Source organism: Pseudonocardia sp. EV170527-09 (assembly GCF_008369905.1).
GTDB lineage: Bacteria > Actinomycetota > Actinomycetes > Mycobacteriales > Pseudonocardiaceae > Pseudonocardia.
In genome coordinates, this window is sequence record NZ_VRMC01000070.1 from 16,767 (window position 1) to 30,087 (window position 13,321).

The following is a 13,321-nucleotide window of genomic DNA, read 5'->3' on the forward strand; positions in this document are numbered from 1 at the left end:
TCGACTGACACCCGGTACCGAGGAGAGGAACCAGAACCATGACCGAGGAGCCACAGCCCGCGCCGTCACCGGTGGCCGGGACATGAGGGACGTCGTCGTCGCCGGGGTGGGCATGACCCGCTTCGGGTGGTTCCTGGACCGCACCTTCGCCTCGCTCGTCAGCGAGGCCGTCGGCGCGGCCCTGACCGACGCGGGCACCACCCCGGACGCGGCCGGGATCGTCTACTACAGCAACAGCGGCGCCGGGATCATCCACGGCCAGGAGTCGGTCCGCGGGCAGCACGCCGTGCGGGGCAGCGGCCTGGAGGGCATCCCGCTCATCAACGTCGAGAACGCCTGCGCGTCGGGGTCCACGGCCGTCAACCAGGCCTGGTTGGCCGTGGCGGCGGGCCAGGTCGACGTCGCGGTCGCCGTCGGCGCCGAGAAGCTCAACCACGAGGACCGCAGCCGCGCCTTCGCGGTGATGACCGCAGCGCTGGACCAGGACCGGCTGCCCGAGATCATCGCCGACCTCGGCGACGCGGGCACCGGGTCGGTGTTCATGGACATCTACGCGCGCTTCGCACGCTGGTACCGCGACCGCACGGACGCGACGCAGGCGGACTTCGCTCGCGTCGCGGTGAAGAACCACGCGCACGGGGCGCTGAACCCGAAGGCCCAGTACGGGGGCGTGCTGACCGTCGAGGAGGTGCTGGCCGCCCGCCCGATCAGCGGTGACCTGACGCTGCCGATGTGTGCGCCGATGTCCGACGGAGCCGCCGCCGCGGTGATCACCACACCGGAGATCGCCGCCCGCTGGGGCGCGCAGCCGGCACGCCTGCTCGCCACGGTGATCGGGGCGGCCCGGCCCGGCGTCTACGGCGAACTCGTGCCGGACACCGCACGCCGTGCCTACGAGATGGCAGGTCTGGGGCCTGCCGATGTCGACGTCGTCGAGTGCCACGACGCCGCCTCCCCGGCCGAGCTCATCGTCACCGAGGAGCTCGGACTCTGCGAGCCGGGCGGGGCTCCGGCGCTGCTGCGCGACGGGACGACCGCCCTCGGGGGAGCGCTGCCGATCAACCCCAGCGGGGGTCTGGGCAGCAAGGGGCACCCGGTCGGTGCCACCGGGCTGGGCCAGCTCGTCGAGCTCGTCGACCAGGTACGGGGACGGTGCGGGGCACGGCAGGTGGAAGGGGGCGCGCATCGGGTTGGCGGAGAACGCCGGGGGCTACATCGGTCCGGACGCCGCGGCCGCCTCGGTGACGATCGTGGGAGCGCCGTGAGCGTGCTCCGGGTCGAGCGGAACGGGCCGGTCGCCCGGATCGTCCTCGACCGTCCCGGGCGGCACAACGCCCAGGGTCCGCAGCTGTGGGCGGAGCTGCGGGCCGCGGGGGCGGAGCTGTCCGCCGATCCGGACGTGCGGGCGGCCGTCCTGCTGGGTGACGGGCCGTCGTTCAGCTCCGGGCTGGACCTGGCCGAGCTCGAACCGCAGGGGTTCCTGCACCGGGTCGCCCGGGCCTCCGACGACCGGGCACAGGAGCTGATCGCGGGAGCACAGCAGGCGTTCGGATGGATCGCGAGGGCCCCGTTCCCCGTGGTCGCCGCCGTGCACGGGGTCGCCGTCGGGGCCGGCCTGCAGCTCGCTCTGGCCTGCGACGTCCGGATCGTGGCCGACGACGCCACTCTCGCCGTGGCCGAGGTCGGCCGCGGCGCCGTCCCGGATCTCGGGGCGACGGTCGACCTGCCCCGCCTGATCGGGCTCGAGCGCGCCCTGGACCTGATCCTCACCGCGCGGACGCTCACCGGTGCGGAGGCCGCGGACCTGGGCCTGGTACTCCGGGCGGTTCCGGCCGGAGCCGTCGTCGCCGAGGCGACGGCCTACGCCGAGACGCTCGCCCGCGCCCCACGCGCCGCACTCGCGTGGGCCAAGGCCGCCACCCGGGAGCCGGACCGCGAGCGCAGCCTGCGGCTGGCGGCCCTCGGCCAGCTGGAGTGTGTCCGCGCCACACTCGGAGTGGCCGGGTAGCGGCAACCCGTCCCCGAAGTGGGGAGCGATCGTCGCATTTCCGCAGTCTGTGGCACCCTCGTGTTGCAGGTGGAATGGACGTCCAGCAGCGGAGGTGTGGTGCGATGACCGGTACCAAGGCGGTCCGTCGAACACGGAGCGACGCCGAACGCAGCACCGCCCGCATCCTGGAGGCCGCGGAGGTCGTGCTCGCCGCGGACGAGACCGCATCCCTGGAGCGCATCGCCGATCACGCACAGCTCTCCCGGGCCACCGTCCACCGGCGTTTCACGTCACGGGCCGCGTTGCTGGACGCCCTGGCCGAGCAGCTGAGCGAACGCTACCGGCGCGGGCTCGCCGAGGCGCGGGTCGACTCGGCGCCGCCGCTGTTCGCGTTGCGCAGGGTGACCGAGATCGTCTTCGAGCTCAAGCTCAGCCACCGTTTCGCCATCCGGCTGACCGCCGCCCTGACCCCGGAGGTGCTGGACGGACTCGACCGGCTGTTCGTCCGGCTGCGCGAGTCCGGCGCCGTCGCCGCGGCCGACCCCGTCTGGAGCCGGCGGGTCTACCTGGCGCTGCTGGACGAGGTGAACGCGTTGTCCGCGGACTCACCCGCACTTCCGCCACGGTCCGGACCGGACGAGGACCCGACCCCGGCGAAGATCGACCTTCTCATCCGCACGGTGCTGCGCGCGCTGGGTGGGGACGGGGCGGAACACTAGACGGCCCCGTACTCGAGGCTAGGCGGTGGGGGCAGACTCGTCGGATGAGCGACTCCGCGGCTGACCAATCCGATGACGACGCCCGGAGCCGGGCCGTCGAAACCGGCGATCAGGCGGTGACGAAGGTTCTCGGTGGCGCTGGTGAGTTGGCGACGCTGAGGGAGTTCCTGGGTTACATGCGGGACGGAGTGATCCGGAAGGCGCTGGATGTCTCCGACGGTGCTGGCGGGCGTGCCGGGGTTCCCTCCGGAACGAGTATCGCCTGGATCGTCACGCATCTCGCGGCGGCTGAGCGGTTCTGGTTCTGCGGCGTGGCCGTCGACGACTGGGCGGAGGTGTCGACGCCCCCTCCGGGGCGTCCGATCAGCGCCATGGTCGCCGACTACCGGGATGCCATCACCGAAGCCGACATGGTCCTCGACCGCTGGGACGACCTCGACCGTGCGCTGGCGCGGCCACCAGGTGGTGAGCTCAGCGCAGCAGCCCGCTGGGTCCTGCAGCACATGATCACCGAGACCGCCCGCCATGCAGGCCACGCTGACATCCTGCGCGAACAGATCGACGGCTCTGTCGGTCGATAGTTCCTCCAAAGAAGTGCATCCCCGGATGGCCCCGTTGCGGGAAGACTGCGTACAGCTGCTGCGCCCGCGGTCCGCCCGACGACGAGGGTGTTCCGAGATGGAGTTGACGACGATCGAATCGCTCATGGCTCCGGCACATCGCGGCCGCACGCATGTCGCCAGTCACGGGGTGTCGGCCGACGATGTGACACGGCGCCACTGGCGGTGGTCGGCCACCCTCCCGACCGGCGCTCAGCCGACGCCGGGGCCCCCTTCCGCCGGGTGCGGCCGGCCCGGGGCGTCCAGCGTCACTAACTCCTGCAGCAGCCGCCGGGCGGTCGGGGTGTTGGGCACGACCGCTAGCAGCGAGGTGCTGACGGCGTCGTCGGTCGCCGCGGCCAGCCGTGAGCGTGGCGCTGGCGGTGATGGTGCGTCGCGAGCGGGTGGCCGGACCGACGGGCGCCGGGTGAGGTGTGGGCCTGTCAGGCGTCGCCGGTTCCGGACGTGTCCGAATCGACGGGGGTCGTGGTCCGGGCGTAGAGCAGCAGATCGCCTGGCTGGCAGTTCAGCTCCCGGCAGAGGGCCTGCAGCGTGCTGAACCGGATCGCACGGGCTCTCCCCGTCTTGAGGTTCGACAGATTGGCCATCGTGATACCGACACGCTGAGAGAGTTCGGTCAAGGTCATCCCTCGGTCGCGAAGGACTTTGTCGAGGGTGACCGTCACGGTCGGCTCATCCTGCACAGACGGTGAGGTCATTCTCTTCCTTGTGCTCGAGGCCGACCCGCAGGGACTCGCTCAGTACGGCCGTCAGCAAGGCCGTCGCGAGGCCCCAGGCAAAGGGCGCGATGCTGAGTACGGGACGGATTGAGTCATCTCCGAGACCGCTCACAGTGACGACCGACGCTGCTGTGGCGAGCACTGACCACAGCAGCGTTCCGGCGGCCACCATGAGGGGGAGCTGGCGCGCGAGGGCGACGACGCGTCGGTCCACTCCACCGTGAGTGATGTGCCCGGTGATCTGGAAGGCGCGTAGGGCCGCAGGGACGACGGCGAGCGTGGCAAGGGTGAGCAGAATGCCTGCGGGGAGGGCAACCGACAGGGGAGTGGTGGCGAGGGGGACCTCAGCGCTGCCCAGCGTGGCTTGCGCGTCCATGACCATGGCTCCGATGGGGCGCTGTGCCCACTCGCTCGGCGCGGGAGCGTCGAACGCCACCGGGACCCGAAGTCCAGCTCCGCCGGCGCCGTGGCCGACCGTCGCGCCGATGACCACGAGCACCAGCATGAGTGGGTCGATCACGACCAGCCACAGCAGGCATGCGCCCAGAAGGCCCCGGAGCACTGTGAGGCTTGCGCTCGCTCGGGTCAGCTTCATCATGACACCGCCTTATCGTTAATCGATGTTATCGAAGAACGATAATCTCAGCAGGGTGCGGAGTTCAACAGACATCCCGGTTCGGCTGCTCGGTCGGACGTGCCTCGCTGTCACCGACACGGGCGGCATCGGCAGAGTGGGGGTGGGAGCCCGATGTCGCTGATGAGCGGCAGGCTGATGGTGCAGTGGCGGAGCGACTGCCGACGGGAGGTGGTCGGTGGACTGACTGGTCGACCGGGACGGCGCGGTGGGTCGAGCCATGTGGCGTCCCTCCTGCCTCGGCCGCTGTGCCCTGCGGGGCGTCGGCACCGACCCGGGCGGGCCTGTGCATCTCCGGCCGGCACCCGCCCGCGCCTACTCGGATGGGCGCGCGTGGTGGTCGAGGATGCGCTGGAGAGTCCCCACGAGTTGGGTGCGGTGCTCCTCGGGCAGGTCTCCGAGCAGCGAGGTCTGCGCCGCGTCGACGGCCTGGGCGATCTGCCGTAGCCGTGCTCGCCCCGTGCGGGTGAGGGTGATGAGGTTCTGCCGTCTGTCGGCCGGGTCCTGCGTGCGGTCGACGTGGCCGTGGCCGGCGAGCTCGTTGAGGGTGGCGACGACGTCGCTGCGGTCGATGTGGCACCGCCTCCCGATCTCTGCCTGGCTGATCGGTCCGAACTCCTCGCCGGCGGCGAGGACCGCGTACTGGTAGCGCGTCGCGCCGATGTCCGTGAGGGCTGCGCCGACGAGCCGGTGGGTCAGGGTCGCGGTCTGGGTGATGAGCCAACTCGGGGTCTGGCGCAATCTGTCCGGCTGCGACCTGCTCCCACCCTCGAAGACCTCCGCCATGCCGTCAACCTATCACGATTGTTGGCGCCACCAACGATGTGTATCGTTGGCTCAACCAACATTGGTTCTGCCAACGAAAGGTCGACGCGGATGCCGGACCAGGCGATGTCGAGGAGTAGCGCACCGACCGCACGCTGGTGGGCGCTGGGATGGATGTCGGCCACGCAACTGATGATGGTCGTCGACGGCACGGTCATGAACATCGCTGTGCCCTCGGCCCAAGCCGACCTCGGACTGTCCGATGTGCAGCGTCAGTGGGTCCTCACCGTCTACGTGCTCGCCTTCGGTTCGATGCTGCTCCTCGGTGGGCGCGTCTCGGACGTGATCGGCAGGCGCCGCGCCCTGCTGATCGGACTGGCAGGGTTCACCCTCGCCTCCATCGTGGGAGGCCTTGCCCTCTCGGGTGAGATGTTGATCGCCGCCCGCGCGGTGCAGGGACTGTTCGGTGCCCTCGTCACCCCGTCGGCGCTGGCTCTGCTGTCGCTGACCTTCCCCGACGGACAGGACCGGGTCAGGGCGTTCGGCGTCTTCGGGACGATCATGGGCGCAGGTTCCGGGATCGGCGTGCTCCTCGGCGGCATCCTCACCGATTCGTGGGGCTGGCGGTGGGCGCTGCTCATCAACGTTCCCGTCGCCGTCGTCGCCAGTGTCGGTCTGCTTCTCTCGCTGACCGCCGACGCCCGAGGCGAAGGACGCATCGACGTGGCCGGTGGTGTGCTCAGCATCGCCGGGCTCACAGCGCTCACTCTCGGGCTCACCACCGCCGAGACCGCTGGCTGGCGCTCGCCCTCGACGATCGGGCTGCTCGCCGCAGGTGTCATCGTGCTCGCGGGGTTCGTGTTCTGGCAGGCGCGCACGAGGAGCCCGCTCATACCGCTGTCGTTGTTCACCGAACGGCTCCGAAGTGCGGCGTTCGCGGCGATGCTGGCCTGGGGCGTCGCGATCCTGCCCGCGTTCCTGTTCCTCAGCGTCTACCTGCAGCAGGTCGCCGGATTCGGTCCGCTCCTCACCGGGCTGTCGTTCCTTCCGTACACCGCCGCGATTCTCGTGACCGTGCGCCTGGTCCGGCCCGCGCTGGCAGCCGTACCGCCCGCCGTCTTCCTCTCCCTCGGCCTCGCCTTGCTCGCCGCAGCGCTGCTCGTGCTGTCGTTCCTCCGCCCCGACACGCCGTACTGGTCCCACGTCCTCCCCGTGTTCGTGCTCCTCGGGCTCGGCACCGGCTGCGTCCAGCCTGCCGCCAACAGCGCCGCCACCCATCGCGCAGGACCTGTCTCCGGCGTCGCCGGCGCGGTCGCGGGCACTGCGCAACAGGTCGGGTCCTCCATCGGACTGGCTCTGCTCGGCACCATCGCCGCGACCAGTGCGGCCGAGACACTCACCGCGGCACCGGGCAGTAGTGCAGACATCGCGACCGTCCACGGCTACAACACCGCGAGCCTCGTCGGCGCGGCCGTAGTGGCGGTCGCTGCGGTAGTCGTTCTCGTCCTCGCTGGTCGTGGGTCGGATTCGGAAAGCGGCGACACCACGAACTCGTAGCAGATCACGTGTCTCGGCAGACGAGCCGTTGTCGGGTACCAGGGGAGAAACGATCAGAATGTGGCGGCCCGACGGCCCAGGAGCAGACCCCGGTAACCTCCGAACCGTCATGGACGCCGACACCGAACGAGCGGCCTCACGGCCGACCCCCACTCATCGGCTGGCCCGTGTACTGACCGAGGTGTTCGCTCCGTCGGTCGTGGTCACCCTGCTCCCGCTCGCCGTCGCCTGGGCCGCCACACGGCAGGTCCTGCCGACCTTGAGCTGGGGACTGCTCGTCGCGCTGACCAGCAGCATCCTCCCCATGGTCGTGATCGTCTGGGGAGCGCGGTCCGGTCGCTGGGACGGCCACCACGTGCGCAACCGCGAAGGCCGCCTGATCCCGTTCCTCGTGCTCATCGTGCTCAGTCTGCTCGGCCTCGGGCTCCTGGTCGTGCTGTCCGCACCGTGGCCCGTGATCGCGCTCGACGTGATCATGGTGGTGATCCTCTTCGTCGCCGGCGCCATCACCACCAGGTGGAAGGTGTCCATGCACGCGGCGGTGTGTGGCAGCGCCGCCGTCGTGCTGGTCGTCACCTACGGCCCTGTCTGGTGGCTGTCGCTGCTGGTGGTTGCTGCTGTGGCCTGGTCACGGGTACGGATCAACGACCACACCGCCGCCCAGGTCGTCGTCGGCTCGGCGCTGGGCGCGGTCGTCGGCGGTGGGCTGTTCGCCCTCATCGTCTGACGGGCGTCCAGCGCCATGAGGCTGTAGCGACGAGCGAGCGGCGTCGGTCAGGTCCGCCTTGCGACAGAACCGGGACACGACGCGGGACTCGTCCCGACGCCGCGGCGGCAGGCTCGCCCGCATGACAGGTACTCCGTGCGACGGTGTCGGCGGTCCCGTTGCTGCGCGCGGTCCATACATTCCTGCGCTCGATGGCTTGCGCGGCGTCGCGGTCTCGGGGGTGCTGCTGTTCCACACCGGACATCTGCCCGGGGGCTTCCTCGGTGTGGACCTGTTCTTCGTGTTGTCCGGCTACCTCATCACCGATCTGCTCCTACGAGAGGTCGAGCGGCGCGGGACGATCTCGTTGACGGCCTTCTGGGGTCGGCGGATCCGGCGCCTGCAACCTGCCCTGCTGATGATGCTCGTCGTGGTCACGCTGGTGATCTGGGCGGTGGCAGCACCGGACCTGGTCCGGACCACGTTGTCGGACGGTCCGTGGGTGCAGCTCAACCTGGTCAACTGGCATCTGCTCGCCGAGTCGGCGGGCTACTGGGACCGGTTCGGGCAGGCGCGGGTGTTCGAGCACCTGTGGAGCATCGCGGTGGAGGAGCAGTTCTACCTGGTGTGGCCGGTGGTGGTGCTGCTGGTCGTGCGGTGGGCGAGACGGGCGGAGATCGGAGTCGCGGTGGCCGCGCTCTGCGGGTCGGCCGTCTCCGTGCTGCTGATGGTGGCGCTGTTCGATCCGGCTGATCCGAGTCGGGTGTACACCGGCACGGATACCCGGGCGTTCTCCCTGTTGGTGGGTGCCGCGGTCGCGACGCGGCCGGTGGGGGAGCAACTCGCGCGACTGCCTCGCGTGGTGACGAGGGTCGTGCCGGTGATGCTGGTCGTGGTGCTCGGGCTGCTGTGGTGGCTGGCTGACGGGGTGGACTCGCCGTGGTTGTTCACCGGTGGACTGTTCGCGCACTCGCTGGCGGCGGCCGTGCTGATCGGGTTGTGTACGCGAGCCAGGCACTCGGCCGTCGCCGGTGTCCTGTCCTTCCCGCCGTTGCGATGGTTGGGCGAGATCTCCTACAGCCTGTACCTGTGGCATTGGCCGGTCTGTGTGGTGCTCTCCCCGTCAGGGACCGGGCTTGAGGGGTGGCCGTGGACTGCTCTGGTCGTCACGGTGTCGATCGGGCTGGCGGTGGTGTCGAAGTATCTGATCGAGGATCCGATCCGTTTCCGCGCGAGGTGGGCCGAAGGACGCCGCGGCGGGCTCGTCTTCGCCGCGGCGATGGTGGGGCTCGGCTCGCTCTGGCTGGTGCTCCCTGCTCCGGCGCCGGTCACCGTCGACGTCGTCAACCTGTGACCCTCCGGGTCATGTGAGCACAGGGCAGGCCCGCGGCCCGTCCGATGTCGTGGGCCGGTCGGTGAAGCCGAGGCGCACCCTGGCTGTACGCGCACCCCCGCTCTGGATGTGGACGCCGAGCGCGGTGCACACGATCTGGTCGATCCCCAGTGGGGTGACCTCTGCTCGTGCCAGCGGGAGCACGAGCTGGATCAGCTGGGGGTCGGCGGTCACTGCGACCCGGGTGGTCGAGGTCTGCGCGATCTCGGTGTGCAGATCCGGTTGACCGATGCCAGGACCGTTCAGCAGCAGCCCGAGCGCATCGGCGATCGATCCGAGGCGGCCGGTGTCCCGCTGGTCGGGCCGTAGCCGTTGTTGCGGGTCGACGAAGTAGAGCGTCACCCCGGGGGCGACTCCGGTCGGAGCGTCACCTGCGGGTGCGGGTCCGTCCGTGCTCACACCACAGCCCGCGAGGAGCAGCGCAACAGTGAGCGGCCAGATGAGTTTCACCGGTCCTCCGGCGTCCGGGGCAGTTCCACCACGAAGTGTGCCCCACCGCCCGAGGCGTTGCCGGCGACGATGTCGCCACCGTGCGCTCGGGCGTTCTCGCGCGCGATCGCCAGGCCGAGCCCGCTACCCGGCGTGCGGGAGCGCGCGACGTCGGCCTTGTAGAAGCGGTCGAAGACGTGCGGCAGTACGTCCTGCGACAACCCAGGGCCGTGGTCGATTACGTCGATGCGTACCGAGGCGGAGGAAGCGGAGACACACACGCGAACGGGGCGCTCGCCGTGGCGTAGAGCGTTGCCCACGAGGTTGGCGACGACGATGTCGAGCCGCCGGCGATCGGCCCGCAACCGGATCCCGTCCGGCACCGCCACCTCGACGTCGTCGGACCACGACCGGGCGCGCAGGCAGCTGCGCACGGCGTCGCCGACGTCGATCTCCTCCGGCCGCAGCCGGGCCGTGCCGGCGTCGAACCGGGATACCTCCATCAAGTCCTCGACGAGACGCACCAGCCGGTGGGTCTCGGTGATGGCCAGCTGCGCGGACTCGCGGGCGTCGGGCTCCATCTCATCCGCCATGGTCGCGAGTACCTCGATCACCGCGGTCAGTGTGCTGAGCGGAGTACGCAGTTCGTGGGAGACATCGGCGACGAACCTCCTGGCGTCGATCTGCATCTGGGCCATCACGGTCAACGACCTCTGTACGGACTCGGCCATCTCGTTGATGGTGACGGTGAGCTGGGCCAGTTCGTCTACGCCCTTCGGCGCGGTGCGCGCCCCGAGATCGCCATCAGCCAGCCGACGCGCGGTGTCACGGAGCTGGCGGACCGGTCGCAGCACGCCGCCCGCGGCCACCAGAGCCAACACGATCGCCAGCGGGATCGTCATGGCAGCGGCGAGCACGGCCGATCGGATCAGCGCGTCGGTCTGCTGCTGGACGCTCGAGAGATCGTGTCCCGAGTAGACCTCGATCCCCGACGGGGTGCGGACGCCGTCCAGCCCCGTGATCACGATCGGTGTGCCGATCACCAGCCACGGAGCACCGTCCGCGGTCAGCCGTTGCGTGACGACCTCATGGCGCAGGCCGACCTCGGTACGCAGTGCCGCCGTGACGAGGTGGGAGCCCTCGCCCTCTTCGGACCGGAGCGGCCCGTAGGTCACCAGGACGTTCGGGCCGACGGACGCGCGCAGCCGGTCGAGCGCGGCCTGGTCGGGAGGGTAGGTCAGCTGCGGGGCGAACGCGCTGATCTGACCGGCGACGGTCTCGGTGATCTGTCGCCGGGTGGAATCCATGAGGGACGCGCTCGCCGACCCGGCGCTGGCCGCACCCGCCGCCGCGGCGCCCACGACCGTGACCAGGACGAAGGCGAGGAGCAGACGCGACCGCAGCCCGCTCGGCCACCGCCGCCACCCGGTCACAGCGGCCCGAACCGATATCCGAACCCGCGCACCGTCTGGATGTAGACCGGGCTGGTGGGATCCACCTCGATCTTCGCACGGAGGCGCTGCACGCAGTTGTCGACGAGCCGGGAGTCGCCGAGATAGTCGTGTTCCCAGACCTGCTCCAGCAGCTGGGTGCGGGACATGACCCGGCCGGGGGTGCGTGACACGGTCAACAGCAGCCGCAGTTCGGTGGGAGTGAGCTGGACGGGGGCCCCGCGTGCCGTCACGGTCAGTGCTGCGGTGTCGATCCGCAGGTCGCCGTGCACCCGCGCGTCGTCGTCCGCGCTGCTGGTGCTGCGCCGCAACACCGCGCGGATACGTGCGTCGAGCACCGTCGGTTGGGCCGGCTTGATGACGTAGTCGTCGGCGCCGGCTGCCAGTCCGGTGACGACGTCGAAGTCGTCGCCGCGGGCGGTGAGCATGATGACGGGGACCTGGCCGGCGGCCCGGACGCGACGGCACACCTCGAACCCGTCGATTCCCGGCAACATCAGGTCGAGCACGACCAGATCGGGCGCGGACGCGTGGAACTCGGACAGAGCGTCCTCGCCGGACTCCGCGACGCGAACGTCGTGTCCGTGTCGGGTCAGTGCGAGCTGCAGACCGCGTCCAACCAGAGGGTCGTCCTCGACGAGCAGAATGGGGACCACCAGGTCAGTATGGGCTGCCGGTAGCCCGGATGATCGCCCCCACTGCGTCTGCGACGGAATCGGGACAGCGCGGAGGAGTCGCAGCGACACAGCGGCGGCACCGTCGGAACCATGATCAAACGGAACATAGTGCTCGGCCTGGTCGCGCTGCTGCTGCCGGTCGCTGCCTGTGCGGCCCAGCCCGCCGCGGTCGACCCGCCATCCGGCGCCCCCGGGCCCGCCGACCGGCCCACGGTGGTACTGCTCGGGGACTCCGTCGCGGAAGGTGAGTCGCTACCGTTGAGGGCGGCGCTCGACGCAGCGGGTGTCTCCTTCGAGTCCCTCGCCGCCGACGGTGGCGGAAACGTGGTCGGACCGTTCTCCGACAAGAACTGGGAGCAGCTGCCCGACCGGATCGCCGCCGCCAAGCCGACGGTGGTTGTGTACCAGATCGCCACCTACGACTGGGGCACACTCGCTGAGCAGCAGGCCGCCTACACCCGGCTCGTCGACACGGTGTCCGGAGCCGGGGCCACACTGGTGTTCGTCTCCATGCCCCCGATCAGGGCGGACGACTTCTACCGTCCGCACATGGCTGACCTGGAGCGCACTGCCGCAGTCGCCAAGACCGTCGCGGACGGTTCCGGGGACAAGGCCGTCTTCCTCGACGCCACCCCTGTGTGGGGCGAGACCTACCAGCAGACCAGGAACGGAAGGCCTGACCGCAGCGCCGACGGCATCCACACCTGCCCCCAGGGCGCCGCTCGTTTCACGGCATGGCTGTTGTCCAACCTCGCCGGAGTGATCCCCGGTTTCAGCCCGCCCGACCCGAGCACGTGGGCCAACACCGGCTGGTCGGGCGACGCCCGCTTCCAAGGCTGCTGAGTATCGTGATCAGGAACAGCACGCCTGGCACGTCCGCATGTGCTCGGGGCACGAGCATCGTCGTGCTACCTACGCTGTCCGCCGTGCTCGGGTGTGGCTGGGGTGCGCTGTCGATCAGTGCCCGGCACGCCGAACTCACCTCCGTCGTCGCGGTGACCGACACCTGGTGGTCGTGGGCCGCGATCCTCGGGCTCTCGGCGATGGCGTCCCACAGGTTCGGCACGAATCTGATGTCGGTGCTCGCGTGCGGCATCGCTTCGGTCAGCAACTATTACGTGCTCAAGGCGCACTGGGCGGTCGGTTACCCCTCGCATCACCATGGTTTCGGGCAGTACCTGCAGAGCGGCGCGTGGGAGAAGTGGACGGTGGTGGTGCTTGTCTGCGCCGTACCGGCGGCCGTCGTGGGGACCGCCGTACGCCGCCTCCTACAAGCTCCTCGACTCACGCCTGTTGCTGCGCCGGGGCTGCGCAACAGCTGCTCCCAGCCCTGCGACGGCGGCCGCCGGGTCTGGCCGAGCTCCGGTTCTGGCTCCGAGAGGGCGGTCGACGCCGGCAGCGTCGACTGAGCCACGACGCAGCGGCCTCCACTTCGCAGAAGTAGCGACGGCCCCCGGGAGCATCCTGTTCCCGGGGGTCGTCGTCATGCTCCTAGGTGTGATGTCCAGGGAGGTTGGTCAGCCTGGTGACTGGTGGCTGGCCGCCGATGGCGGAGTGAGCGCGGTGGTGATTGTAGAAGTGCAGCCAGCCGGGTAGGGCGTCGTTGCGTTGGCGGGTCGACTCATAGAGTCGGGCGTAGGCCCAGCCGTCGGCCAGGGTCC

At 70.2% G+C, this 13,321-nt stretch carries 15 protein-coding genes; 8 read left to right on the forward strand and 7 right to left on the reverse strand.

Features of this window, described 5'->3' with window-relative positions; translation table 11 throughout:
- Positions 1-82: 82 nt before the first annotated feature.
- From FVA95_RS33090 to FVA95_RS20260, 3 genes are all read left to right on the forward strand, one after another.
- Positions 83-2,008 carry an enoyl-CoA hydratase-related protein gene (locus FVA95_RS33090; RefSeq protein ID WP_240051618.1) on the forward strand — a complete coding sequence of 642 codons (1,926 nt, stop codon included), beginning with the start codon at positions 83-85 and terminating at the stop codon, positions 2,006-2,008.
- A 104-nt stretch (positions 2,009-2,112) separates the two neighbouring features.
- Entirely contained in the window at positions 2,113-2,709 is a 597-nt protein-coding gene (locus tag FVA95_RS20255) for a TetR/AcrR family transcriptional regulator (protein ID WP_149665585.1), read from the forward strand.
- A 44-nt stretch (positions 2,710-2,753) separates the two neighbouring features.
- The gene (locus FVA95_RS20260; protein ID WP_149665586.1) at positions 2,754-3,290 is read left to right on the forward strand and encodes a DinB family protein; all 537 of its coding nucleotides are present in this window, start codon (positions 2,754-2,756) and stop codon (positions 3,288-3,290) included.
- Positions 3,291-3,751: 461 nt separating this feature from the next.
- On the opposite strand, the gene FVA95_RS20265 is transcribed toward FVA95_RS20260, so the two are convergent.
- From FVA95_RS20265 to FVA95_RS20275, 3 genes are all read right to left on the reverse strand, one after another.
- Positions 3,752-4,027, reverse strand: coding sequence for a helix-turn-helix transcriptional regulator (locus FVA95_RS20265; RefSeq protein ID WP_149665587.1), 276 nt, complete (start codon positions 4,025-4,027; stop codon positions 3,752-3,754).
- Positions 4,002-4,646 carry a hypothetical protein gene (locus tag FVA95_RS20270; protein WP_149665588.1) on the reverse strand — a complete coding sequence of 215 codons (645 nt, stop codon included), beginning with the start codon at positions 4,644-4,646 and terminating at the stop codon, positions 4,002-4,004. The genes FVA95_RS20265 and FVA95_RS20270 overlap by 26 nt, the downstream gene beginning before the upstream one ends.
- A 351-nt stretch (positions 4,647-4,997) precedes the next feature.
- The gene (locus FVA95_RS20275) at positions 4,998-5,468 is read right to left on the reverse strand and encodes a MarR family winged helix-turn-helix transcriptional regulator (RefSeq protein WP_149665589.1); all 471 of its coding nucleotides are present in this window, start codon (positions 5,466-5,468) and stop codon (positions 4,998-5,000) included.
- A 90-nt stretch (positions 5,469-5,558) separates the two neighbouring features.
- Here FVA95_RS20275 and FVA95_RS20280 point away from each other — a divergent pair, with 90 nt between their 5' ends.
- From FVA95_RS20280 to FVA95_RS20290, 3 genes are all read left to right on the forward strand, one after another.
- Positions 5,559-7,004 carry an MFS transporter gene (locus FVA95_RS20280; RefSeq protein ID WP_161992371.1) on the forward strand — a complete coding sequence of 482 codons (1,446 nt, stop codon included), beginning with the start codon at positions 5,559-5,561 and terminating at the stop codon, positions 7,002-7,004.
- Between the two features lie 109 nt (positions 7,005-7,113).
- Complete coding sequence (locus FVA95_RS20285; RefSeq protein WP_149665591.1) at positions 7,114-7,731, forward strand: hypothetical protein; 618 nt, start codon at positions 7,114-7,116, stop codon at positions 7,729-7,731.
- 121 nt (positions 7,732-7,852) lie between these two features.
- Positions 7,853-9,064, forward strand: a complete 1,212-nt coding sequence (locus tag FVA95_RS20290; protein WP_149665592.1) for an acyltransferase — start codon at positions 7,853-7,855, stop codon at positions 9,062-9,064.
- A gap of 9 nt (positions 9,065-9,073) precedes the next feature.
- On the opposite strand, the gene FVA95_RS20295 is transcribed toward FVA95_RS20290, so the two are convergent.
- The 3 genes from FVA95_RS20295 to FVA95_RS20305 all read right to left on the reverse strand — a co-directional run bounded on the left by FVA95_RS20295 (position 9,074) and on the right by FVA95_RS20305 (position 11,639).
- Complete coding sequence (locus FVA95_RS20295; protein WP_240051620.1) at positions 9,074-9,445, reverse strand: hypothetical protein; 372 nt, start codon at positions 9,443-9,445, stop codon at positions 9,074-9,076.
- Positions 9,446-9,549: 104 nt separating this feature from the next.
- Positions 9,550-10,893: a HAMP domain-containing sensor histidine kinase gene (locus tag FVA95_RS20300; RefSeq protein ID WP_240051621.1), complete on the reverse strand. Its 1,344-nt coding sequence runs from the start codon at positions 10,891-10,893 to the stop codon at positions 9,550-9,552.
- Positions 10,894-10,961: 68 nt separating this feature from the next.
- The gene (locus tag FVA95_RS20305) at positions 10,962-11,639 is read right to left on the reverse strand and encodes a response regulator transcription factor (RefSeq protein ID WP_149665595.1); all 678 of its coding nucleotides are present in this window, start codon (positions 11,637-11,639) and stop codon (positions 10,962-10,964) included.
- 111 nt (positions 11,640-11,750) lie between these two features.
- On the opposite strand from FVA95_RS20305, the gene FVA95_RS20310 reads away from it, so the two are divergent.
- Both FVA95_RS20310 and FVA95_RS20315 read left to right on the forward strand, forming a co-directional pair.
- On the forward strand, positions 11,751-12,503 hold the full coding sequence (locus tag FVA95_RS20310; RefSeq protein WP_149665596.1) for an SGNH/GDSL hydrolase family protein: 753 nt from the start codon (positions 11,751-11,753) through the stop codon (positions 12,501-12,503).
- Positions 12,504-12,586: 83 nt separating this feature from the next.
- Positions 12,587-13,069, forward strand: coding sequence for a hypothetical protein (locus FVA95_RS20315; protein ID WP_149665597.1), 483 nt, complete (start codon positions 12,587-12,589; stop codon positions 13,067-13,069).
- A gap of 82 nt (positions 13,070-13,151) precedes the next feature.
- On the opposite strand, the gene FVA95_RS20320 is transcribed toward FVA95_RS20315, so the two are convergent.
- The coding region (locus FVA95_RS20320) for an integrase core domain-containing protein (RefSeq protein WP_149662779.1) at positions 13,152-13,321 on the reverse strand (170 nt) is incomplete at its 5' end.